The following is a 24,345-nucleotide window of genomic DNA, read 5'->3' as shown; positions in this document are numbered from 1 at the left end:
ACTGTAAGTACAATCGTGCCACTTTTCTAGATCTATCGTTATTGTCCATGAGAATCCACGCTTTTCACCGTTTATACCAACACCGTTTATCCATTGCTACTAAGCCGTTTAATGCGCGCGGGTGTAAAGTAGTGCGATGTGAGTTCTGTAAAATAAAACAAGACAGCTGTATCTGCGAGCATCAACCTAACATTGATACGAACGTCGCGACTATGTTGATCTTGTCAGACAACGAAATCTTAAAACCAAGTAACACTGGTCGTTTGATTGTTGATACGGTGAAAGACAGTTACGCTTACCTTTGGCATCGTACTGAGCCAAATCAAGAGATGTTGGATGTTCTAAAAGACGACAAATACCAACCTGTGATCGTGTTCCCTGAAGACTATACCAACGACAAAACGCGGGTGGTTACGGATCTGGGCGAAATGCGGGATTCGAATAAGACACTATTGCTGATCTTTATTGATGGTAGCTGGCGCGAGGCCCGTCGAATTTTTCGTCGCTCAGAATATCTGCAAGATTTACCTGTGTTATCGATTGAGCCTGAGTCAGTTTCTCAATACATGATGCGAAAGTCAGACAACGAACAACATCTTTCGACAGCAGAAGTGGCGAGCTTGGTTTTGAAACAGGCTGGTGAAGAGCAGGGTGCCAAGACTTTACAGCTATGGTTTGAGACATTTCGGGAAAGTTACATGTTAAGTAAGACACGTTATAAGTCAGATCCAACCAAACCGAGCCTGAATGCTTTCATAGATCATACTAAAAGTGAGAAGTCACTCTAACCTTTAACCGCTTTGTGCTGACTTGTTGTTCAAACAAACTCAAACACGGGATAAGTTTGTCATCTATCACGGTTTGTAGGGGGAGTGTTATGGATAATGCTCTTTAGTTGTTTATTTACAAAAATTTATTTGCCCGAATTTAGGGAAAAATTGGAGAGATTTCATGTATTACGGCTTCGATGTTGGCGGCACAAAGATTGAGTTTGGTGCATTCAATGAAAAACTTGAGCGAGTAGCGACAGAACGCGTACCAACGCCCACTGAAGATTATCAACTGCTACTTGATACAATTGCTGGTTTGGTAAAGAAGTACGACAACGAATTTTCTTGCGAAGGCAAAATTGGTCTTGGTCTTCCTGGAATGGAAGATGCTGACGACGGCACAATGCTGGTTGTTAACGTACCAGCTTCAACGGGGAAACCACTACGCAAAGACCTAGAAGCGCTTATTGGTCGTAGTGTGAAAATTGAAAATGATGCAAACTGTTTTGCGCTTTCAGAAGCGTGGGATGATGAACTTAAAGACGAACCATCAGTAGCAGGCCTAATTCTAGGTACTGGCTTCGGTGGCGGTTTAGTTTATGAAGGTAAAGTGTTCTCTGGTCGTAATCACGTTGCTGGTGAATTAGGTCACATGCGCCTTCCTCTAGATGCATGGTTCCACCTTGGCGACAACGCACCGCTACTGGGTTGTGGTTGTGGCAAGAAAGGTTGTTTAGACAGTTACTTATCGGGTCGCGGCTTCGAACTGATTTATGAGCACTACTTCGGTGAGAAGAAGAAAGCGATCGAGATCATTCAAGCATACAACGAAGGCGAATCAAAAGCCGCTGAGCACGTAGATCGCTTTATGGAGCTATTGGCTATCTGTTTTGCAAACCTGTTTACGGGTCTTGACCCACACGTAGTTGCACTGGGTGGCGGACTTTCAAACTTCGAACTTATCTACGAAGAGATGCCAAAGCGTATCCCTAAATACCTATTGTCTGTAGCGAAGTGTCCGAAAATCATCAAAGCGAAACACGGTGATTCAGGCGGCGTTCGTGGCGCTGCATTCCTTAACATTAAGTAATCGTTACTTACCGTTAAGCTAGCTAAGGTTAGATAGTTAAAAAGAACAAATAAAAATGCCGCAATCTCGAAAGAGGTTGCGGCATTTTTTATTGTTCAGTGTTTTCGTTTCTTCAGCTCTTAGCTCTAATTACAAACGAAAAGCTAGAAGCTACAAAGCTACATATCAAGAAAAAGAGCCAGAGGGCTTACTTCTTCTTTTTACCAACACCAAGGTTGTCTTTTTGCTTCAATGTAAGCTTAGTAAAACCAAGCTTACGAAAATAGTTGTCTTGGTAGTTACGAACCGCTTTAGTATCAGAAATGAACTCAAGCTGCTGCTCAGTTTTTAGATACTCAGTGATGTCGATACCTTCAGCGGCTGCAACAGCTTCTTGGATCGTGCGGTGTTCTTGTTTCGAAAACAATAACTCTTTGTCTTCATCTTTATAAGTGTACAGAATGGTACGAGCCATGGTGCTCTCCAATATAATTATTACTTTGCGCGCACTCTACATAAAAACAGTACGCCACTCAAGATAATGATAGGAAATTACCACTTATTAGCCTCATGAATGGAATGTGTAATAAGCATTTTGTGGTATACTATTCGTTATTTTTTAATCTGGCTGACTTAAACGGAACTTATGAGCAATACGCTTTACCCAAAGATCATGGGAATTATAACGCGAATCCAGAACTACCCTGGAATCAAAGGATTAAAAGAAGTCGAAGACAGAATAACGAGTCTATGCGAAGCTAATAATCAACCGATCCCGGATTCAATCGCGCTTTTCCTTAAAGGTTTCACAAGCTATCGCCACGATAACCTTTCTGACGCTGCTGAGCATTATAAAGCCTGCCTAAACGTCATTGCTCCTGAAGAAATTCAACTATATGTATTTGTCATCGGGTTACTTGCGTCTACCCATAACATTCGTGGTGATTATCAATCAGCGTATGCTTGTTACTCAGAGACACTAGAAAACTTACACCTAGTTGATGACAATTTTAAGTCACTTATATTCTGTAATTTAAGTGACTTGCACTTAAGCTTAGAAAAATACGAACAAGCGAAGCAATATGCTCGTAAAGCCATTATTTCATCTCAAAATGCGAATCGCCTGTTAGATTGTGCTGTCAGCCATTTAAACCTAGCCTATAGCTGTGCACATACAAATGAGTTTGAGCAAGCGGTTAGCGCCATTATGGAAGCGAAAAGAATAGGCACCTCGCTTTCTAGTCACAGGACGATAGCGCTCTGTCATAGTTACCTAGGGCAAACCATGCTCTTGTGGGGAGGCTTCGATGATAGTGATGTATTAGATGCATTTTATCAGGCAGAAGAGCACTTCAAAAAATCGAGAGATGAGCATAATCGAAAAGAAAATTTGGTTTACTGGTTTCAATTCTTAGAAGGCATTGGAGAGCGAGAACAAGCAAAAGTAGGGTGCGCTTTTCTCGAACAGAATTTTGATCTAAAGAGTAGTTACCGTTCTTATGCTATCTATGCCCAAACTAAGGCGAAGCTCTTTCGAAATGAAGAGGATTGGTCTGGTTTAGCGGCACTTCAAACTCAGCATGTGGATCTTTTAGAAAAACACATGAGAAGTTATGAGCGCGAACAGAGCGAACGTATTCTAGAAGGGGTAGGTACCATTCAGAGTAAGAAGCAAAATGACGTTCTGGCTCAAATGCAAAAATATATGGGTGCGCTCACTGACATTGGCCAATTCATAGCAACCGCTGCAGATTTAGAAAGCGTACTGCCTGATATACTCCATAAGATAAATATGATTCTACCAACATCTGAGTTTGGGATTGCTATGTATGACGATAAATCAGACATACTCGACTACCGCTATTTTGTTGATACTCAAGGGTTAATACCGAACCTAAAAGTAGTTTGCCAAGAGAACCAAACCATTGGTACTTATGTTATTCGCAAGCGAGCTACCGTTCATTTTAATAGCGCGACAGATGCGGCTCTAGAACCCTATATCGGTAAAACCACACAAGACGATAATTTCGTTACGTTTCGTGGCGAGCTTGATACTAACTCAATGATTCTAACGCCAATCATTCTTAATGAAAAATTAATCGGCTTTCTGTCAGTTCAGCATCATATACCAAACCAATATCAGGAACACCATTGTCAGCTTATAGAACATTTAGCTAGCTTTATTGCCGTGTCGCTAGAAAATCAAAAGCAACGACAGCGTTTAGAAAGTGCTAATCAAACACTCGAAATCTTGAGTACTACTGACCCACTAACAGGTCTAGCTAATAGATATCAATTAGATAACATCACGCCAGTCTTAATACATAACGCATACTACCAAAAACAATCTCTAGCGGTCCTTATGATCGATGTTGACGAGTATAAAGCTTATAACGATTTTCATGGGCATTTAGAGGGCGACGAAGCGCTTCGTATTATCAGTCGCTTACTTAAAAAAACATTCACAACCAAGAATGACTACCTTTTCAGATATGGCGGTGATGAGTTCATGGCGATTTGCTTCGGACAGAGTAGTAGTGATATTGAAAATAAGGTTGTCACTCTGCGAAAGATGCTAAATGAAGTCAAATTAGCAAACCCTAAAGCTCTCTATGCGGAACAATTAACACTCTCTATTGGTGGGGTTAACGTCGACTTAGCCAGTGACAATGTGGATCGAAACTTCAAAATGATTTGTGATATTGCAGACAAACAGCTCTATCAAATCAAAGAAAATGGCCGTAACAACTATAATTTGGTCGATTGCAGATTACTTAAAGTCGAGCTTGTTTAGTTAAATTGGGATCGGGAGTACTTTGATTCCAATTCTAACGTTAACTCGGATTTCCTCGTCAATGACCTTTTCTTGTTAATGTTAAGCTGAGCTTTACCCCAATAAAAAGAAAGCCCCTGATATCTGGTATCAGGGGCTTCATCTATTTAGAGTATGTATTACTCTGAATTCGCTAGCTTAAAGTTCGCTTAAAGCTCACAATCTTGTTTATTTACACACGACCTTGCAAAGGAATGATCGTCACCGTTTCACCGGCTTTTACAGTGTCTACCGCTGGTGAAATCTCGATTAGACAGTTTGCTTCGCTCATTGAACGCAAAATACCTGAACCTTGCTTACCGGTTGTTTTTACTTCAAGCACGCCTGATTCGTTCATTGAGAACACACCACGGCTGAACTCAGTACGACCTTGACGAGAACGTAATTGCTCAGTTGCTATCGCGTTCGCTTTCACTGGTGTCCAGTTAGTTTGACCTTGTAGCTTGCGGATTGCAGGTTCTACAAAGTTAATGAACGACACCATCACGGCTACTGGGTTGCCCGGTAAACCGAAGAAAGGTTTGTCTTCAATTTTTCCGTAAGCAAGAGGGCGACCTGGACGCATGTTGATACGCCAGAAGTTAATCTCACCCAACTTGTCTAACGCGAGTTTGATGTAGTCAGCATCACCAACAGACACGCCACCAGAAGTCAGAACCATATCGGTCTCTAACGACGCAGCATGAAGTACATCCATCATCTTTTGTTCGTCATCTTCGATAATGCCGTAATCAACGATGTCGCAACCTAGCTTTTGAAGCATGCCGATGATAGTGAAACGGTTCGAGTCGTAGATAGAGTTTGGCTTTTGCTCAACGCCCGGTGCCTGAACTTCATCACCCGTTGAGAACACACCCACCTTCACTTTACGCAGAACAGGGCAGGTACCGAAACCTAACGACGCCATCATACCCATTTCTGGTGCTTCGATGCGTGTGCCACGTGTAAAGACAGGTTGGCCAATTTCTAAATCTTCACCGGCCATACGGACATTTTGTCCAACTGAGATTTTCGCATCTGGGAAGCTAACTTTATCGCCATCTTGTACGGCTTGCTCACGCATCACAACAACATCAACGCCATCTGGCATTGGTGCGCCCGTCATGATCTTAACAGCTTCACCTTGTTGAACGGTTTTGTCGTAGCTGTGACCAGCCATAACTTCAGCAACAATGTTGTAGCTATCCAATTCAAGATCTTCACTACGAATCGCGTAGCCATCCATTGCAGAATTAGTATTCTGTGGGACGTTGATTGGCGAGATCACATCTTCAGCCAACACACGACCGTAGCCTTGCAGTAATTCAACACTCTCTGTGAGATCAAGTGCGTCAATGCTATCAACAATCTTTTGTTGGCCCTGAGTTACGGTTAAACCTGCAGGAGAGAACGAATCACAACACACCGCGGGCGCTGCGTCTTTTGAAGATGAGCATGACGCTACTTTGCCTGTTGTAGAGGAAAGGTCAAAGGACTGGGCGTAATCGATGATGAAATCACGAATCGCTTCTAAGTCGTTGATCGCCATTTGAGGTAAGTCAGATTCAACGTGGCTATCAGCAGCAATAGCAATGATGTTGTCATCGTTTTGGTACAACCAAGGTTTACCCACTTCATCACGGTGAAGCTCGATTTTAGGGAAAGCAATGTTCTTACAGCCTTCAACCAAAATCAGATCAAGTGTGTTGGTATCAAAGCGAGTCAACAGGTAATCAAAATCGGCTTCTGCTTCTGGCGTTTCAGTCATCATCACGTGACGGTTTCGAGAAGCTATCAGCATTTGATTTGCGCCCGCTTTGCGTAAACGGTAGCTGTCTTTACCCGGCTTATCGACATCGAAATCGTGGTGAGCATGTTTTAGCACACCAACTTTTAAACCCGACTCTGTCAATAAAGGAAGCAGAGCTTCTAATACGGTTGTTTTGCCTGTGCCACTGTAAGCAGCAAACCCCAATAGAGGAAGGTTAGGGCGTTGTCTAGAATCATTCATTATTGAAGCGTTCCGAATTGGGTGAGTTCTTCTGGCGTGTTTAGATTCACAAAGCAGTTAGGAGAATCGCTAAAATCGACATATTCCGTGACACACTCTTTGTACAGCAAGATAATTTTACGATCACCACGTTCCAAAAACGCTTCTAGCTTTGGCAGAACACGTTTGTGGAATAGGGTGAATACTGGTTGCTTAAATTCGCCATCATGCGCGACAAGAATGTCGCTGTCTTCTTTTACCGCAGAACAAAAACGTTCAACAAGGTCGTCACTGATCTGTGGGCTGTCGCAAGGGACAAAGCCGACCCAATCTGTGCTCGCGTTTTTAAGGCCAGCATGAATGCCGCCCAATGGGCCTGGATAGTCAGGGAAAGAATCGGAAACAACCGGTGCAAATGCTTGGTAACTGTCTAAGTTACGGTTGGCATTGATAGTGATGCTGACATCTTGTTGTGACAGCTTGTTTATAACGTATTGAATAAGCGGAGAACCGTTGAGCTCAACGAGTCCCTTATCTTTTCCGCCCATGCGGCTGGCTTGTCCGCCAGCCAAAATAACCCAACTAGTTTGCGTTGGAAGCAGCATAAATATTCTCTTGTGCTTTGTTCTTTTTAATAACTTGCAGAAGCGGTGATTCGCTCAAAGTGTTGTCCTTGATCCACCACTGCTTCTTACACAAATCGGTTAACGCGTTAGTTTGGTGGCTAGTGATGACCAAACTCGCGCCTCTCTGAAGAAGATCTTCGGCCATAATCACCAATCTTTCAATAGATTCTTTGTCTAAAGAAGCACTTGGTTCATCCATAAGCAAGATTGAAGGCTTAAGAATCCAAGCACGGGCCATTGCTACGCGTTGGCGCTCACCACCAGACAACACAGAAATGTGCTCATCTGCCAAGGTTTCTAAACCTACCATTCTTAATGCATTAATTATTTGAGCTCGCTTATCTTTTTGACTCTCTTTATTAAAGCGAATGCCATAAGCGACATTTTGGTACACCGAGCCATCAAAAAGGTAAGGGGTTTGGTGGAGATAGATGATGTCTTTAAATTTTAACCGAGGAAACAGGCTATGTTGCCAGCTTTGTGTCGGAGACTGAATACGGCCAGAGCTCGGCTTGATCAATCCTGATAAGATTTTAAGTAGGGTCGTTTTGCCAACACCATTGTCCCCTTTGAGATAAATGGCATCGTTGGGGCCGATCGACAATTCGGGGATGTGGAACAAAACACGCTCTTTGTAGCGCATTGAAATTTGCTGCGTTGTTATTTTTATACTCATGACAGCGTTCCTAAGTTCTTAAATAGCCTTTTCCTCTCACACTGGAAAGGAAAAAGTTAAGGGCTAATGCCAATGCTAATAACACCATACCGAGGGCGACGCCTTGAGCGAATGCGCCTTTGTGGCTTTCCATGGCGATAGCTGTTGGGATGTTTCTTGTCATCCCCATAATGTTGCCACCCACCATCATTGAACAACCTACTTCTGTGACGATACGAGAGAAGGCAGCAATGGTGGCAGCCAATAGAGGGAAACGAGTTTCCCAAATCAAGGTACACGCGACTCGTGTTGTTGATACGCCAAGAGTGCGCGCTGTTTCTACTGCTCGGCGGTCACTGGCCTGCAGAGCGCCATGCATCATCGCAACTAGGATAGGGAAACAGATCAGCATCTGACCTAGAATCATCGCCTTTTGCGTGAACAGTAATTGCCAGTCACCTAAAGGACCAGAACGAGAGAGCATCATGTACATCAACAAGCCAATTACCACAGTCGGTATCGCTTGTAAGGTGTTGATCACCGAAAGCAGCGCCCATTTACCGGGGAATTCGGTGTAAGCCAATAAGAAAGCCATAAGGATTGCAGGAACAATCACTAATGAGATGGCGGACAAAGATACACTGAAGGATACCGCGACGATTTGCCACAATTCGTGGTCAAAACTCACCAGTAGATTCATTGCATCAATCGTTGTTTGCCATAGGGTCATGAAGTATCTCGTTTGAATCGATAATAGGCTTTTATCGGTAGTGTCTGATGTTAATCATAGCTGACACAAACTATTTGAGCCTGTATTGGTCAGCTATTGTTTCTAAGCGTGAATGCCTTTAAAGCAAGACGGTTTTTAAACGTGATTATTTAGGTGGTCTCGTTGACTGTTTAGTTAAGCGTAGCGCTAGTTGGTTAGGGTTAAACCTTCAACGCTACGCTTTACTCACAACCCACGACTCATTTCTTACAACAAGCTATTCTGCGCTTGCAACCAACTATTCTGCGTTTGCAACAAACAGCTGTTTGCCGTGCAGTTTAAAGTCGTTGATCAGTTTCTGGCCTTTAGGGTTAACCAACCAATCACTGAATACTTTCGCTGCTTGGTAATTGATGCTTGGGTAGCGTTCTGGGTTAACAAGAATCACTTGGTAAGGGTTAAATAGGTTCTTGTCGCCCTGGAACAACACTTTAAGGTCAAGTTTATTTTGGTAAGCCAACCAAGTACCACGGTCTGTCATGGTGTAGCCTTGCATTTCAGACGCCATATTCAGAGTTGGGCCCATTCCTTGACCAACACTGCGATAGCCGCCGAAGTTTGGCTCCATCTTAGTTTGCGCCCAAATACCCATCTCTTTCTTATGAGTACCAGAGTCGTCTCCACGAGAAACAAACGTCACGTTGTTGTTCGCGATTGCTTTGAACACATCAGCTACTGCTTTTTGAGATTTAATCTTCGCAGGGTCGCTTTGTGGGCCAACGATAACAAAATCGTTGTACATCAGCTTACGAGGTAAAACGCCGTAACCTTTTTCAACGAAGTTGGCTTCAGCCTTTGGTGCGTGAGTCATTACCAAATCAACGTCACCGTTTTCACCCATGCGAAGTGATTTACCCGTACCCGCAGCGAGAACATCAACCTTAATACCAGAATCCTTTTCGAACTCAGGCAATAAGTAGTCCAGTAAGCCTGAGTGGTAGGTACTTGTGGTTGTCGCCAATTTGATATGAGTGGTGTCTTCCGCGCTGCTAGCCGTGTAACTGACGATAGATAGAGCTGCAATAGTTAGGGGAATTGCTTTCATTATTATTATGTCCATTCTGTTATAAATGAATGACATGCCTCTATTTTTAAAGGGCTCAAAGAAGGGCATGTGCATAAGACGCTAATTGTTGTAATTAGGAATCTACACCTAATAAGCAATCTTAATGCCAATAAATAGTGCATCAAATTTCATTAAATTGCTGTTATATCGAACAAAACTGCGTCATTTAGGCTAACAAAATGCATTAAAATATGAGCTAGGACAAAATGTCGCACATTGTCCCTGTCGCACAAAAGGTTAATTGGTACACTCTGTCCCAACTTTCCCCATCGGCTAATCATTATGTCTTTACCTAGTTCACCTGCATCGAACCTAAACCCAAACACATTGACTCAATATCAAGCGTTTTCCGTCTTGGTCGTGGACGATGAAGTAGGGATGCAGGCTATTCTAAAGAAGGCTCTGGGTAAGTTCTTTGGCAAGGTATCGAGTGCAGGATCCGTTGAAGAAGCTGAAATACTGCGTTCGAGCGAACATTTTGATCTCATTGTTCTTGATATCAACCTGCCAGGACGCTCTGGTATTGAGTGGGAAGAAGCGTTTAACGACAACGACAAACGTGCTGATGTTATTTTCATGACTGGCTATGCTGATCTAGAGATGACCATATCCGCGCTTAAGCTTGGCGCTTCAGACTTCATTCTTAAACCTTTCAATTTGGAACAAATGATACAAGCTGTACTACGTTGTATGGATAAGCGCCTTGATCAAAGAATGCAATACGCATTGAAGCGTGATGTTAGCCGTCATATCAAGACCGAGTTAATCGGTAACTCAGATAAAACCAAACAGCTTAAATTGCTGATCAGTCAATTTGCACCCTCTCGAGCATCCGTTCTTATAGAAGGTGAGTCAGGTACAGGTAAAGAGCTAGTTGCACGTGGTGTACATGAAGCGAGTAAACGCACAGGCCCATTTGTGCCAATCAACTGTGGCGCAATCGCCCCAGAACTTCTTGAAAGTGAACTATTCGGGCATACCTCTGGCGCATTTACCGGCGCGAAGAAAAACCGTGAAGGTCTATTCAGAGTCGCAAGTGGTGGCACCTTGTTCCTCGACGAAATTGGGGAAATGCCACTACCAATGCAAGCAGCGTTGTTGCGTGTGTTAGAGCAACGCACTATTCGTCCAGTCGGTAGCGAGAAAGAAATTGCCGTTGACGTACGAGTAGTGGCGGCGACTAACCGAAACCTTCAACAAGAGGTCGAAAAAGGGCACTTCCGTCGCGATCTATTCTACCGACTCAATGTCCTTAAAATCGATGTTGTGCCATTGAGAGAGCGTCCATCCGATCTAATAGAGCTTGTTCCGTATTTCACTCGTCTTTTAGCAAGTGAACTTAGTGTACCGGTTCCAAACTGGGCGCATGAAGACATCTTGGCGATGAATGAATACGAATGGCCGGGAAATATTCGCGAACTCAAGAACCTAGTCGAAAGGTGCATTCTTTTAGACAAGCCACCAGCGCACTATTGGCGCGAAATTAATGGCGATCCTGCGCCCACCAGTATTTCAGTGACGGTGTCACATGGAGCGGAAATACCAAACTTGAATAACGTAGACGCTGCAGAAGGTTACCCCAACACTTGGACACTCAAAGAAGTAGAGAAATCTCATATCGAGCAACTGGTGAGTTTTCATGATGGTAATAAATCCGCAGCTGCAAGAGACCTCGGCGTTGCACGGAAAACGCTAGAGCGTAAATATAAAGATTGGAACACAGAAGGCTCTGAATATGCCGATTAGACGTCATTGGTGGTCAAAGTGGACGTTCCGGTTCAAAACCATGGTGCGTTATCGTCTGTTATTTTTGACGTCAGCGCCGATCATTTTAACTTTATGCGCTTTGGTTGCGATCACTTTGTATTGGTCTGTTCACTATACGTGGCAGGGGGCTTTGATCGATGTTGATGAGCGTTTGGATGTTGCCGACAACAGTATCCATCTAATTCAAAATCAACAGGCCTATAACGTTCAAGCATTCGCTGAGTCTTATAACTTTCGAATCAAACTTACGAGTGATATTTCAAAGGAAGAGCTCACTCGTTGGGTTTCTGAAAACAAATCTCGCTATGAGCTCGACTTTTTGCGTTGGAGAAGTGTTGAGAGCATGGGGAAAAAGCGTGAATACCTCGATCTGACACGCAAAGAATCGTTCTTTAGTGTATTGAGCCAAAATGAACTCAACGAGTTAGACCAAAACCTTGCAAGGCAAGCCGAAGTCCCAATGCTCAATAGTCAAAATGTTGAAACTCGGGGTTTAGTTAGCCGCACCGTTGTGTCAATTCGAGACAAGAATAATCACGTTATTGGTTTTCTTGATGGCGGGATCCTCCTTAATAACAGCACACAGTTAGTTGATCAGATCAGCAATTTGATCTATCCACAACGTGATGGTTTTAATCGCCGCATTGGCACGGTTACCGTATTCCTTGATGATCTACGTGTCAGCACTAATGTGCCATTAAGCAGTGAAGACAGTGCAGGGCGCGCAATTGGTACTCGCGTTTCTCATGAGGTTCATTCAAAAGTATTGAATCAAGGGCAAAAGTGGTTAGACCGAGCATATGTTTACGACGCTTGGTACATCACCGCTTATCAACCAATCCACGACCAGTTTGATAACGTTATTGGCATGCTTTATACCGGCTATCTAATCTGGCCACTCGTAGAAACGTACCTGACTAACCTTGGTGAAATCAGCATCACCATCATATTACTGCTGTTAGCTTCGGGTTTGATCGTACACCGTGGTGCACGCGATCTTTTCAACCCAATTGAACGCATCCATAAAGTCGTAAAGCTCGTCCAAATGGGGCAAGACAAGCGAATCGGTACGTTGGGTTTGGATGATCAACACGAACTTACGTTGCTTGCGAAACAGTTCGACAAAATGTTAGATCTGCTCCACGAGCGTAATCAAGAGATTCAACAAGCTGCGTCTGAACTCGAATGTAAGGTTCATTCTCGTACCGCCAGTTTGAAAGAGAAAACGGAAGAACTCGAACTGCACATCCAGCTTCTCAACCAAGCTAGAGATAAGCTGGTGGTCAACGAAAAATTAGCCGCGTTAGGTGAGTTAACCGCAGGTATTGCCCATGAAATCAATAATCCGACAGCAGTAATTCTAGGCAACGTTGAGCTAATGAAGTTTGAACTAGGTGACGAAGTGGCTCGTGTAGACGAAGAAGTCCACGCGATCATGGAGCAGATCGACCGAATCCGAAACATCACACGAAGCTTACTTCAATACAGCCGACACGGTGGTGTACAAGACGAAATCACTTGGCAACATATCAATCCAATTGTCGATGAAAGTATTACGCTCGTAAAAACAGGCGCAAAAAAGAAAGGCATTGTGTATGTCTCGCAATTGAATGCTAAAACCTCAGTCGAAGTGAACCGAAACCAATTGCTGCAAATTCTAGTGAACCTGCAAATGAACGCGATTCACGCGATGGACGGACAGGGCACATTGACTATCTCGAGTGAAGATTGGGTTGAAAATGGAGTATCTCATGGTGCGATCGTTCATGTTGAAGATGAGGGCTGTGGTATTAAGGAAGACCAACTGAAACGTATATTCTCGCCTTTCTATACCACCAAAAGAGACGGCACAGGCTTAGGTTTGTCCGTTTCTCAAAGTATTTTGAGCCAAACTGGCGGCGAAATACGAGTTGAATCCGAAGTAGGTAAAGGAAGTCGCTTTAGTATCTATCTTCAGCAAAAAGCCACACCGCAGTTATTAGTGTCTAACCTTTAGTCGTTCATAACGCGAATAGAAAAACACCTCCGCACTTAAGATAAGTTCGGAGGTGTTTTTATTTATGGCCCGTTATTTCAAACAATTACAAGCCATGTCGAACAATTACAAGCGTCTAAAATATGAAAAGCCTAATGCGCTGCCACTGAAATCTTCGGTGGGTTGATGTTGTGCTTCTTAAACTCTTTCATCACACGCAGGGTAATGTCGGTTTCAAACAATTTCTCATACGCGGTGTCCACCACATAAGCCTTACACGTCAACTGTATCGCTAGGTAGTTGTCGGTAATCGTCTGTTTAACCAGAACCGTTACAGGCTTTGGCAAGTGTATGTAACGACTTGAAGACGCGGCTTCTTGAATCAGGTCGCGGGCTAGGGTGATGTCTTCATTCATACCGACGTAAAACGGAATCACCACTTGCATGTCCAATGCGCCATAGTTACCACTGGTGGTCACTTCATTTAAGAACTTGTTGTTCGGAATAGTAATGATGTCATCGTTCAGGGTTCTCATTCGTACCGAACGTAAACCAATGGTGATGATGTCGCCGTAGTTGCCTTCGAACGTGACGCGGTCACCAACCTGAAACGGTCTGTCAATCATCACAGTGATGCCGGCGATAAACGATGCTGCCAAGTCTTTAAGCGCAAAGCCGACCGACACGGCGAGCGTACCACCAATCAAAGCTAAGATTTGGTCGTTGATTCTAAAGCTCATCATGAACACGATAAGACCGGTGCTCACGTAGATAAAGAACTGAGTAAACGATTGCAGCTTTTGTAGCAGCATTCGATATTGCACGAACTGACTACCAAAACTGGTCACTAACGAATTGATGAACTTAAGCAACAACCACATTGCGGCAATAACGATCATGGAGAAGAACACGCCGCTCCATCGCACCAAGCTCGCTATCTTAGAGATGTTTTCTACGTTAGCTAACTCTTCCGTCGCAAAGGTCGGGAAACTGACAGCACTTGCCAAGCCAACAAATAGTAGGATAAATAACTTCTTCATTTTACTTCACCAGTAGATGTTGACGATCAAGAACGTTAGTAATGTGGCGGAACCAGTGCTCGGAAATTCGAGCCTTTTCTTCATGCCAACCAATATAACCACGGCTTTCAAAGTAACGCAGAATCCCCGTTATCTCTGCCGTGCTCAGCTGTGTACATTCAGACAACACTTCTGGAGAAGCGATTTCCAGTTGTACAATAGAACGAAGTACAGCCAACATAGGTTTAGGCATATTCTCTAGTTCTTGCGCTTCAGGGACATGGAATAAACGTACTACCGCTTGATCTGTCTCTTTATTTCGGTTCAAAGAGAGTCGGAAGAAACGCAGCGCAACGGTAGGGTTGCCATCAGAGTAGTGCCACAAAATTCGATAAAAACCTTGGCGTGCACGTTCTTCTTCACTCATATCATCTTGGTCCCATTGCTTAGGGACCACTAAGCCATCAAAAGACAACGGCTTCTCAAGCTCCGTATTGATACGGCTATTTAGAAGTTCACCCACTTGTTTCTCTGTCCAACGCGGAAGGAAGCACACCAAATCAAACAGCAGACGCTCACCACGCGCTCTATCCACAAATCGCCAACTTGATTTGGCGATCGATATCACGACACGGTGGTTCTTTTTAGAACGACGCAGAAGGTTGGTCAAACGAATCAAATCAGACAGACCGCCAACCATTGGTTTCACCAGTCGTTGAGCGTTATCTATCGCGATAAGGTAAGTGGTATTGCTCTTACGAAGGTGCGCTAATATTTGAATTTCAGTCGCTTCTTCTTCCAAGCCGATGCTCACGGCTAGATGTGCCAACAGCTCTTGGTAACCCGCGTAAGGGCAGCTTACATATACGGGCTCAGCGTTAGATACTTTGTGCAGCAAAGTATAAAGCAGCGTTGTCGCGCCCACACCACGCTCGCCTGAAACAATACAGATAGCCGGGCTGTCTGACATCAAGTAGCGAGACAGTTGCTTAACCTCGTCACCGGCATAGTCAATTAACGTGCTGTCTATATTACCTGGCAGAATGTATTCATACGTTTGATCGCCTTTGATTCGAACCAAGTTTTGCTGATTCTTATCAAGATCTGACTGCTTAGCCACTTCGATTCTAAAGAGATACGCCAAAGCTTGGCTAAACAGCGTGTAATTAGATAGCAAGGCCATTATGCGGTGTTGGAAGTTGTAAACGCTCAGCCACACGATACCAATGGCCGACGCCAATACATTAAGTAAGAACGTATCCTTACGGTTTACCGCCCAATTCACCCATACCGGACGATCAGAAATGTGTTGAAGCGTATCGAAGACTTTCGCTCTCCATAACTTGAGCACTGAAACCGTAACCAATACAAACCAGAAAAACAGGGCGCTATATATCCAACTATAAATCGTGCCTTTGCCTAGCGTAATACTTGATATTTGCAGAATCACACCCGCCACGATGAAGCTCCACACGTAACGGCGAATCGTCGATAGGCGCAGCGCGATCACTTCTTGGTTGGATGTACGACCCAAACGGTAGGCAAATTCCAAAATAAAGCTGATGGCAATCGAACCACCTAGAATCCACCACGTGAAGATTTCCAGGAAAATCAAATGTTGCAGACTAGGGATACTAGAAAGCACTCTCAATGACAATGTGATGGCAATTAGCCAAGCAATCGCACTTTCAGCGCGGCTGATGTACCAAATGACACGAACCAAGAAAGGAGGATTCGTCTTCGCTTCAAGAAAGTTAATTCGAAACAACTCAATTAAGCGAGTGCTGTTAGCAAGCCACCACACTAAACCGAAATAGATGAACAACACTTTTAACGACGCACCAATCACAGGCACGGGCGAAATAAAGATATCGTTAACTAACGCCTTGAAGCTTCGGATTTGGAAGTATGCAAGATACTCAATATTGAGCTTAGTTAATTCCCATTCTTGCTTAAACTGGGTAACACCATAAGGGCCAAAACCGGTTAAGCGCTCTTTGTTCGCAGAGTTCGTCTGTTCTAGAAGATGTTGTTTACTTACGTTTAAGCTATTCAAAGTGACGTAACTGGTTTGAACCTCAAACCATTGATCGACGTCGTTGTTATCTCTATAAGCTTTTATCTGTTGCTCGAAGATTTTGATTTCCTGCTTTTGAACTCGCAGAACTTCAGCTAACAAGATATTGACTTGGCGTCGGTCCGACGGCTCCATAAAGAGGGGATCGGGTAACGAATCAATTCGAGCATCGAGGTCAACAGCAGAATCGGATACCTGCGGCTGAGATTGTAAGTCATATTCCAAGTTGGCATGACTAGGCCATGAGAGAATGGCTAAAGTGAGGAGTAAGAAGCGCGATAGTGAACGCATAAAAGTCTCTTAGAATTATGAGGTTAGGATTACTATAGTTAGATAATCTTACTTTGTGAAATCCAACCCCGTATCGGGGGCGAGTACTTTATTCCTGTTTCGATCGATTTTGTCATGAAATTGTCAGAGATTAGGCTAGTCTTGGCTATGTCGGTGGCTGCTTTGATCGGGTTGGTTTTACTGTAACTAATCAGCATACGATATATTCAATGGTCGGCATGATTTGGGGCGTTATATCTCTCCCATTTTAGGGCGCTGTTTGATATTTTGTATCCCCTGAAAATCAGCGGCTTTTCGTCGATAAATATAAAATCAAAAGTGTGAGTCAGCTCAAACTATGATTTGGTTGGGTTATCACTCACTTAATAGCGGGTAATTGCAATCAAGACTTGCAGTTAAAGCCCCGAACAAGTAACGTTGCGGCGTTTTTCACATTAAAAAGGTAACGGCATTGATCTCCACAGCAAATATCACCCAACAATTCGGCGCTAAGCCACTTTTCGAAAATATTTCAGTTAAGTTCGGCGAAGGCAACCGCTACGGTTTAATCGGCGCGAATGGCTGTGGTAAATCGACGTTCATGAAGATCCTATCTGGTGAACTTGAGCCAAGTGCTGGTAACGTAAGCTACGATCCAAACGAGCGCGTAGCTAAACTAAACCAAGACCAATTTGCTTACGAAGAATTCACGGTAATCGACACGGTTATCATGGGTCACAAAGAGCTTTGGGCTATTAAGCAAGAGCGTGACCGCATTTACTCTTTGCCTGAAATGAGCGAAGAAGACGGCATGAAGGTAGCTGATCTTGAAGTTCAGTTCGCTGAAATGGACGGTTACATGGCAGAAGCGAAAGCGGGTGAGCTTCTTCTTGCGGTAGGTATTGAAGAATCTATGCACTTCGGTCTAATGAGCGAAGTAGCACCAGGTTGGAAACTTCGTGTTCTATTGTCTCAAGTACTGTTTGCAGACCCGCATATCATGCTTCTTGACGAACCAACGAACAACCTGGACATGGACACCATCAAGTGGTTGGAAGATACGCTAAACCAACGTAACTGCACAATGATCATCATTTCGCACGACCGTCACTTCCTAAACTCTGTTTGTACACACATGGCTGACCTTGATTACGGCGAACTTCGTCTATTCCCTGGTAACTACGATGAGTACATGACAGCTGCGACACAAGCTCGTGAGCGTCTACTGTCTGACAACGCTAAGAAGAAAGCACAAATTGCTGAACTTCAAACGTTCGTATCTCGTTTCTCTGCTAACGCATCTAAAGCGAAGCAAGCAACGTCTCGTGCTAAGCAGATCGATAAGATTCAACTAGACGAAGTTAAAGCATCTAGCCGTCAAAACCCATTCATCCGTTTTGAACAGTCTAAAGAGCTATTCCGTAACGCACTTGTGGTTGAAAACCTATCTCAAGGTTTTGAAGAAGACCTATACAACAAGTTCGACGGTATTTTCGAAGTAGGTGAGCGTGTTGCTATCATCGGTGAGAACGGTGTGGGTAAAACAACGCTACTTAACACACTAGCTGGCGCTCTTGAGCCACGCACTGGTGAGTACAAGTGGTCTGAAAACTCAAACATCGGTTACTACGCTCAAGATCACGCACACGATTTCGAAACAGACATGAACTTGTTTGATTGGATGAGCCAATGGCGCCAAGAAGGCGAAGACGAGCAAGTTGTTCGTGGTTTCCTAGGTCGTATGCTATTTGGTCAAGACGACATTAAGAAATCTGTAAAGGTTATCTCTGGTGGTGAACAAGGTCGTATGCTTCTTGGTAAGATCATGATGCACAAGCCAAACATCCTGCTTATGGATGAACCAACGAACCACATGGATATGGAATCTATCGAAGCGCTTAACTTGGCTCTTGAGAACTACAAAGGCACATTGTTCTTCGTATCTCACGACCGTGTATTCGTAGACTCGCTTGCAACTCGTATCCTTGAAATCAAAGATGGCAAGATCAACGATTTCCGCGGTACTTACGCTGAGTTCTTGAAAGCACGCGGCTAAGCTTTAAGTTAGCCTTAGTTTTCAACTCAATGCGTTGGAAATTCAGGCATAAGCTATAAACCGAAAATTAAAAATTAAAAACGCCGTCATACTGAAAAGCATGACGGCGTTTTTGTATCTTGTATCTAGCTAAGTTTCTATGTATCTATCCTTGAAGGGTCACTAACTATTTACATCAGAACTTTACAATTAGAAGCGGTTAGTGAATCTCCAATCGAACCTACGCTTTTTTCCGACTGCTGATTATTCACCTTTCACATCAAATTCAATCTTCTCTGCGCCAGTGAACACTTGGAAACGCAGGCCTTTAGCGCGAGCAATGGTCGTGATACCAAATTGCTGAGCCAAGTCTAAACCCATTTGCGTTACGCCTGAACGTGATAACAGAACAGGAATACCCATCTGCGCCACTTTGATGACCATTTCAGAAGTCAGGCGGCCAGTAGTGTAAAAAATCTTATCTTCACCAGACTCTTTGTTAAGCCACATCTCACCAGCCAACGTATCTACCGCATTGTGACGGCCAACATCTTCAACAAACGATAGAACCTTGTCGTCTTTGCAAACAGCGCAACCATGTACCGCGCCAGCTTTCTTGTACGTGTCGTTGTAATGAGTCAGTGCTTCTAAAGCCGTGTAAATTTCAGATTGCTTAATTTTGGTCTGAGGCACTTGGTAATCTTCCAACTGCTTCATCACGTTACCAAACATGGTGCCCTGACCACAGCCAGAGGTCACCGTCTTCTTCTTAAGCGCTTGCTCAAGCTGGCTCGTATCTTCATTGGTAATGACCGCTGCAGAGCTGGTTTCCCAATCGATGATGATAGATTCAACTGCTTCAGGGTCAGAAAGGAAGCTTTGGTTCTTCAAATAACCCAAGACTAAAGATTCAGGACGCGAGCCGAGCGTCATCAGGGTTACGATCTCTTTCCAGTTCAACATGACGGTAAGAGGGCGTTCACAAGCGATCTGTTTGGTTAGCTTCTCACCATATTCATCAAACACTTCAACTTCGATTGTTTGAAGTGGGTTTTCACTAGTTTTTATTATGTTTGGTTTTACCACAGTCACGTCCTACTTAATGAGATAGCGATTTAAAGAGATAAGAAGTTAACAAGAGGGTCTAACGCCGATCTTGTTCATCGATTCTTTAACTCATGCTTAAAGCAAATCTTATTCCAAAATAACGGGTATTCAGGAAAACATGAAGCATTTGATTAAAATAGCGCAAAATATGGGAGTTCACCGAGTGGAGTTGTATGAAATAACCAGTATCGACTAACGTTAAGTGACAACTTGATAACGAACATTGTAGATGTGCTATTGGAGTTAACCTGTATTGGCGTGTTTATTGCTTGATAGCGCTTATAGGATTGAGCTAAGTACAAAATGTCCTAAGCACATTCAGGCCAAAGAAAATCAATTGGGTGAAGTATGTCTGAGATAAAAGAATTCAAAGAACAATATGAAAAAACAGAAGCAGCTTGGCCAATAGGTGTCCAAAGAATAGAGAAAGAGATCAAAACAGGTATCTGGGTAACCACTCAATGGGAATTGACGGGGTTTGAACTGTCACCAGAAGATGACGCCCCAGACGTTTGTTTACTTCAATTACATAAAGATGAACGTACAGACTATCGATTCAACCTAAGCTCTCAGCAACCTAAGCTTTTCTTAGTAATGGATAATGTCGATTCTGATGTTAAGCCCGTCATTCAGTTACTTACTGCCTCACAAACCGTTGCAGGGCAATACATGGACGGTGACAACCAAGTACTTTCCTACGACATTCCATTACCAGTACAAGCTTGGATGGAAGCGTTCATCGGTCGTCATGGCGAGTTATTAGAAACAAGACGTAAGAAACGCAAAGGCGCGGGAAGATCAAATGGCAACTAACTTCTTTAGCCGTTGGTCTCAACGAAAGCTTGATGAATCCACTGACGAACCTTTGGAAGTCGAGCAAACACTGGAAGCAGCAGCGCCTCAGTCTTTAGAGAGTGAAACTTTAGAAACCAATGAAGACGTTCATGTTGCTGACGTTCAAGATCCCGCACCAGAAGCCACTGAAGATTTGTCTGTTGCCCAATTATTGGTATCAGAAGCCTCTGAAAGCGTAAAAAAAGCGGCATTGCGTAAACTATTCCTCTCAGAAGAGTTCAACGTTCGTGATGGTTTAGATGATTACGACGACGATTACAGCAATTTGAAGTCTCTGTCTGAAGGAGTTGCAGAAACTCTTCGCGATTGGGTAAAAGACAAGACAGAAGAAGACACAGTAAACGAACCTGAACAAGCCGCTGATAATGAAGAAGAAACTTTGATTGATGAGGTTGATGACTCTATTAATGAAGCTGAAGAGACCGAGTCAGAACTCAGTGAAAGTGACGAAATTGCGGGGGAAGAAAAAAGAACTGTATAAAAACACAGTGCTAGATAATGACGCTACAATGTCAGACGAAGCTGACCTGACAGAGATGGGACAAAATATACCACACAAATAATAGGTACATTTTGACTAAACACTCAATGAACCGCTTGCGACAAAATGTCCCAAGCGGTTTTTTTATACGTACAATAAACGCCACAAAGCATTAAAGCACTGATATATAAGAATTATTAAATTGGCATGGCATTTGCTAAATAACGTTCATTATCAACTTTTTTGTAGATAGACGAGTTCAGGGTCTAACGAATGGCACACTAGCTAAAGAGTTAGTTGTTAACGGATTACTCAGCAAGTTCTCTATCGCTTACTACAATGAAGGTTGAACAGATTATCCATGTCCATAGATGGAACTGAGCAATGCTTAAACAATTATTAGAACAAGCAACTTCAAATAACGCTAAAGCAAGACTGTATGCATTTGAAAATACAGTAGAGTTAACAAATCTGATTCCACCTACTGTTAGCTACGAAAGCGGCGGTAATACACTTGTTATTGGTCCAACTGCGATCATTGAAAGTGCTGCGGCGCAATTACCTCAATTAACGAGCTTAACCTTGTTGTCAACAGACGGCGAAAAGGGCACAAACCCAGAACTGTACTTCGCGAATTCGGTTCAAGTATCGGGTTTCCTCGGCACGTTTGAAGTCGTGATTGAGAGTAAAGGCACATCAAGCAACCTAGCGAAAGTCGCCATTAATCACGATTGTTTCGATGTTGTTCTAGACCTATGTCTGAACAGCTGCATGACAGAAGAAGTACCTGTTCCTGGTTATTACCCAGTAGGGCGAGGCTATCCAAAACTGGCGGAAGCACTGGAAGAGATTCCAACGCTAATGGGTACTTTTGATAAGCCTAAGTTTTTCCGTCTAGACACTGACCTTTGTGCACACAGTTCTCGTGGCGTAAAAGGCTGTGAGCGTTGTGTTGATGCTTGTCCTGCTGGCGCACTATCAAGTGAAGGCTCAGATAAGACAGGTCACAAGATCGAGATTAACCCTTACCTATGCCAGGGCGTTGGGACTTGTGCAACAAGCTGTCCTACAGAAGCGATTACCTATGCGCTTCCAAATCCTGACGATACGCAAAAGTTCATTGAACGTACGCTAGCCAACTATGAACATGCGGGCGGTCTGGATCCAATCGTACTTATCTGTAGCTCTCGTCATGAGACCTACAATGTGATGGCGTTAAAAGCATTGCCAGATAACGTGATTCCAATCGTAGTTGAAGAGCTGCCTTCTATTGGTATTGATACTTGGTTTGCAGCGCTAGTGAATGGCGCAACTCAAGTTCTGTTTGCTGCTTCTCGTTTTATGCCAGAAACCATCATTCGTGTTCTGAATAACGAAGTCGGGATTGCTCAAGAGTTGCTCGACCAAATCGGTGTTCCAAAAGAAACCATCGATATCCTGTATTTAGAATCTCTACGTGAAGGGCCTCCAACACTGTGTGTTGATTCGTTCGATCTTGCACTTGGCGATCTTCAAGGCAATAAACGCCAACGCCTATTCACAGCACTTGACGCGATGTCTTCATCTCGTATTCCTGTTGAAAACATTGTTGAGCTCCCTTCGAATGCGCCATACGGCACGGTTTCGTGTGAAAGCAAAGATTGTACTTTGTGTATGAGCTGTGTGGCTGTGTGTCCGACACGTGCTCTGCATACCGATGGTGCCTCTCCATCACTTAAGTTTGTAGAACAAGACTGTATTCAATGTGGTCTGTGTGAAAAGGCATGTCCTGAGAATGTTCTGACTCTGACTCCTCGTATGAATTGGGTGAAAGAAGAACGTCAGAAGGCTGTTGTGATTCATGAAGAGAAAGCAGCGGAATGTTTACGTTGTCATAAACCATTCGCACCGCAGTCTATGATTGACATGTTACAAAATAAGTTACGCGGTCACTCTCATTTCTCAGATGAGACAGCAATTAATCGTATTGCGATGTGTGAAGACTGCCGTGTGGTAGACATGTTCGATTCAATGGCTCAAGACCCATTGAAACAATTGAAATACTAGGAGTTGGCCTTGGATACTAATTTGGATCAGGCACAAGAGCCTGAGCTCGCAAAAGAATTAAAGCAAGAACAGACACTAAGAACTGAAATCTATCTGGTTCTTTCTGCATTGTTTCGTAGCGCACCTTCTGAAGAGGTGATCGACTTTCTAAAGACACTAGACATTGAAGCGTCTGAAAGTGCGATGCAAAAGGCTTGGATTGCGATTCAACAAGCCGCAACCGAATCAAACCGCGAAGCACTAGAAGATGAATATCAGAACCTGTTCATTGGCATAGGCCGCGGAGAGATTGTTCCATTTGGCTCTTGGCACCGAACTGGCGCCATGATGGAAAAACCCTTAGCAGAGATCCGTCATGACCTAGAGCTTTTAGGCATCGAACGTGATGAACAAGTGAAAGAACCAGAAGATCATATTGCTGCATTGTGTGAAGTAATGGCCATGCTAACCGGTGAAGAAGAAGCGCTTCAACAAGCAGTTTTCAATAAGCACCTTGGTCCTTGGTTTAACTCTTTTACGCGTCAGCTTGAAAGTGCAGAAAGTACGAACTTCTACGAATCTGCAGCTCAGCTATGTGAAGCATTCTTAACGTTGGAGCAGGTTCGTTTCAGCGTGAATACGAAAAGCAGTAAACACAAATTAAAGATTGATGTGAAAAACGTCACTGATTACGAGTAATCGAGCAGTACGCGATTATATCGATAGAGGGGCATGAAGCCTCCAAAAAGATCTACCGCAAGGTAAGGAAGCAATGATGAAAGATAATAAAGAAATAGATACAAGCCGTAGAGACTTACTCAAAGGTTTAACGACTGCAGCCGTTGCTGGTGCAGTTGTCGCTGGTACAACCAAAGTGGCAACCGCTTCAGAAACGGTTGAAATGCCGAAAGAAGACGTGAAGAAGACGGGCTATCGTGAAACGCAACATATTCGCGATTACTACGACACACTTTAGG

At 43.6% G+C, this 24,345-nt stretch carries 19 protein-coding genes and 1 pseudogene; 11 read left to right on the top strand and 9 right to left on the bottom strand.

The annotated features are described in order from the left end of the window. Positions 1-41 precede the first annotated feature (41 nt). Both AB4589_RS10070 and nagK read left to right on the top strand, forming a co-directional pair. Positions 42-788: a tRNA-uridine aminocarboxypropyltransferase gene (locus tag AB4589_RS10070; RefSeq protein WP_372100320.1), complete on the top strand. Its 747-nt coding sequence runs from the start codon at positions 42-44 to the stop codon at positions 786-788. Positions 789-951: 163 nt separating this feature from the next. After that, a complete protein-coding gene (nagK, locus tag AB4589_RS10065) occupies positions 952-1,860 on the top strand; it encodes an N-acetylglucosamine kinase (RefSeq protein WP_012603950.1) in 909 nt (302 codons plus the stop codon). 187 nt (positions 1,861-2,047) lie between these two features. Here nagK and AB4589_RS10060 read toward each other — a convergent pair whose 3' ends face one another. Continuing rightward, a complete protein-coding gene (locus tag AB4589_RS10060) occupies positions 2,048-2,314 on the bottom strand; it encodes a DUF2960 family protein (RefSeq protein ID WP_004733780.1) in 267 nt (88 codons plus the stop codon). A gap of 171 nt (positions 2,315-2,485) precedes the next feature. On the opposite strand from AB4589_RS10060, the gene AB4589_RS10055 reads away from it, so the two are divergent. Further along, positions 2,486-4,633 carry a diguanylate cyclase gene (locus AB4589_RS10055; protein WP_372100318.1) on the top strand — a complete coding sequence of 716 codons (2,148 nt, stop codon included), beginning with the start codon at positions 2,486-2,488 and terminating at the stop codon, positions 4,631-4,633. Positions 4,634-4,844: 211 nt separating this feature from the next. On the opposite strand, the gene AB4589_RS10050 is transcribed toward AB4589_RS10055, so the two are convergent. The 5 genes from AB4589_RS10050 to AB4589_RS10030 all read right to left on the bottom strand — a co-directional run bounded on the left by AB4589_RS10050 (position 4,845) and on the right by AB4589_RS10030 (position 9,736). After that, a complete protein-coding gene (locus AB4589_RS10050) occupies positions 4,845-6,662 on the bottom strand; it encodes a bifunctional molybdopterin-guanine dinucleotide biosynthesis adaptor protein MobB/molybdopterin molybdotransferase MoeA (protein ID WP_372100317.1) in 1,818 nt (605 codons plus the stop codon). Further along, positions 6,662-7,246 carry a molybdenum cofactor guanylyltransferase MobA gene (gene mobA, locus AB4589_RS10045; protein ID WP_004733776.1) on the bottom strand — a complete coding sequence of 195 codons (585 nt, stop codon included), beginning with the start codon at positions 7,244-7,246 and terminating at the stop codon, positions 6,662-6,664. Before mobA ends, AB4589_RS10050 begins: the two co-directional genes overlap by 1 nt. After that, entirely contained in the window at positions 7,224-7,943 is a 720-nt protein-coding gene (locus tag AB4589_RS10040) for an energy-coupling factor ABC transporter ATP-binding protein (RefSeq protein ID WP_122047283.1), read from the bottom strand. Before AB4589_RS10040 ends, mobA begins: the two co-directional genes overlap by 23 nt. 10 nt (positions 7,944-7,953) lie before the next feature. Then, positions 7,954-8,652 carry an ABC transporter permease gene (locus AB4589_RS10035; RefSeq protein ID WP_009846742.1) on the bottom strand — a complete coding sequence of 233 codons (699 nt, stop codon included), beginning with the start codon at positions 8,650-8,652 and terminating at the stop codon, positions 7,954-7,956. Positions 8,653-8,929: 277 nt separating this feature from the next. Further along, positions 8,930-9,736, bottom strand: coding sequence for a substrate-binding domain-containing protein (locus tag AB4589_RS10030; RefSeq protein WP_012603945.1), 807 nt, complete (start codon positions 9,734-9,736; stop codon positions 8,930-8,932). Positions 9,737-10,039: 303 nt separating this feature from the next. On the opposite strand from AB4589_RS10030, the gene AB4589_RS10025 reads away from it, so the two are divergent. Beyond that, entirely contained in the window at positions 10,040-11,503 is a 1,464-nt protein-coding gene (locus AB4589_RS10025) for a sigma-54 dependent transcriptional regulator (protein WP_009846740.1), read from the top strand. Next, on the top strand, positions 11,493-13,520 hold the full coding sequence (locus tag AB4589_RS10020; protein ID WP_372100314.1) for a cache domain-containing protein: 2,028 nt from the start codon (positions 11,493-11,495) through the stop codon (positions 13,518-13,520). The genes AB4589_RS10025 and AB4589_RS10020 overlap by 11 nt, the downstream gene beginning before the upstream one ends. A 131-nt stretch (positions 13,521-13,651) precedes the next feature. Here the strand turns inward: AB4589_RS10020 and AB4589_RS10015 are convergent, their stop codons facing one another. Both AB4589_RS10015 and AB4589_RS10010 read right to left on the bottom strand, forming a co-directional pair. Continuing rightward, a complete protein-coding gene (locus AB4589_RS10015; protein WP_009846738.1) occupies positions 13,652-14,539 on the bottom strand; it encodes a mechanosensitive ion channel family protein in 888 nt (295 codons plus the stop codon). Position 14,540: 1 nt separating this feature from the next. Then, positions 14,541-16,886 carry an ATP-binding protein gene (locus AB4589_RS10010; protein WP_372100312.1) on the bottom strand — a complete coding sequence of 782 codons (2,346 nt, stop codon included), beginning with the start codon at positions 16,884-16,886 and terminating at the stop codon, positions 14,541-14,543. Between the two features lie 451 nt (positions 16,887-17,337). On the opposite strand from AB4589_RS10010, the gene AB4589_RS10005 reads away from it, so the two are divergent. Further along, positions 17,338-18,921 (top strand): ABC-F family ATPase, encoded by a 1,584-nt coding sequence (locus AB4589_RS10005; protein ID WP_009846736.1) that lies wholly within the window; start codon positions 17,338-17,340, stop codon positions 18,919-18,921. A gap of 243 nt (positions 18,922-19,164) precedes the next feature. On the opposite strand, the gene fdhD is transcribed toward AB4589_RS10005, so the two are convergent. Next, a complete protein-coding gene (gene fdhD / locus AB4589_RS10000; protein WP_009846735.1) occupies positions 19,165-19,986 on the bottom strand; it encodes a formate dehydrogenase accessory sulfurtransferase FdhD in 822 nt (273 codons plus the stop codon). 369 nt (positions 19,987-20,355) lie between these two features. On the opposite strand from fdhD, the gene AB4589_RS09995 reads away from it, so the two are divergent. The 5 genes and pseudogenes from AB4589_RS09995 to AB4589_RS09975 all read left to right on the top strand — a co-directional run bounded on the left by AB4589_RS09995 (position 20,356) and on the right by AB4589_RS09975 (position 24,344). Beyond that, positions 20,356-20,820, top strand: coding sequence for a DUF3305 domain-containing protein (locus AB4589_RS09995; RefSeq protein WP_017100623.1), 465 nt, complete (start codon positions 20,356-20,358; stop codon positions 20,818-20,820). Continuing rightward, a pseudogene (locus AB4589_RS09990) lies at positions 20,810-21,425 on the top strand (DUF3306 domain-containing protein). The gene AB4589_RS09995 and the pseudogene AB4589_RS09990 overlap by 11 nt, the downstream one beginning before the upstream one ends. A 302-nt stretch (positions 21,426-21,727) precedes the next feature. After that, a complete protein-coding gene (locus AB4589_RS09985; RefSeq protein WP_009846732.1) occupies positions 21,728-23,389 on the top strand; it encodes a 4Fe-4S dicluster domain-containing protein in 1,662 nt (553 codons plus the stop codon). Between the two features lie 9 nt (positions 23,390-23,398). After that, on the top strand, positions 23,399-24,067 hold the full coding sequence (locus AB4589_RS09980; RefSeq protein ID WP_372100310.1) for a molecular chaperone: 669 nt from the start codon (positions 23,399-23,401) through the stop codon (positions 24,065-24,067). 76 nt (positions 24,068-24,143) lie between these two features. After that, positions 24,144-24,344 (top strand): twin-arginine translocation signal domain-containing protein, encoded by a 201-nt coding sequence (locus AB4589_RS09975; protein ID WP_029222953.1) that lies wholly within the window; start codon positions 24,144-24,146, stop codon positions 24,342-24,344. Position 24,345: the final 1 nt, after the last annotated feature.

It is taken from the genome of Vibrio sp. 10N.222.49.A3 (genome assembly GCF_041475145.1).
In the GTDB taxonomy this organism is placed as follows: Bacteria; Pseudomonadota; Gammaproteobacteria; order Enterobacterales; family Vibrionaceae; genus Vibrio; species Vibrio tasmaniensis_A.
The sequence above is the reverse complement of the archived record's forward strand: the minus strand, read 5'-3'. Positions and strand labels throughout refer to the sequence as shown.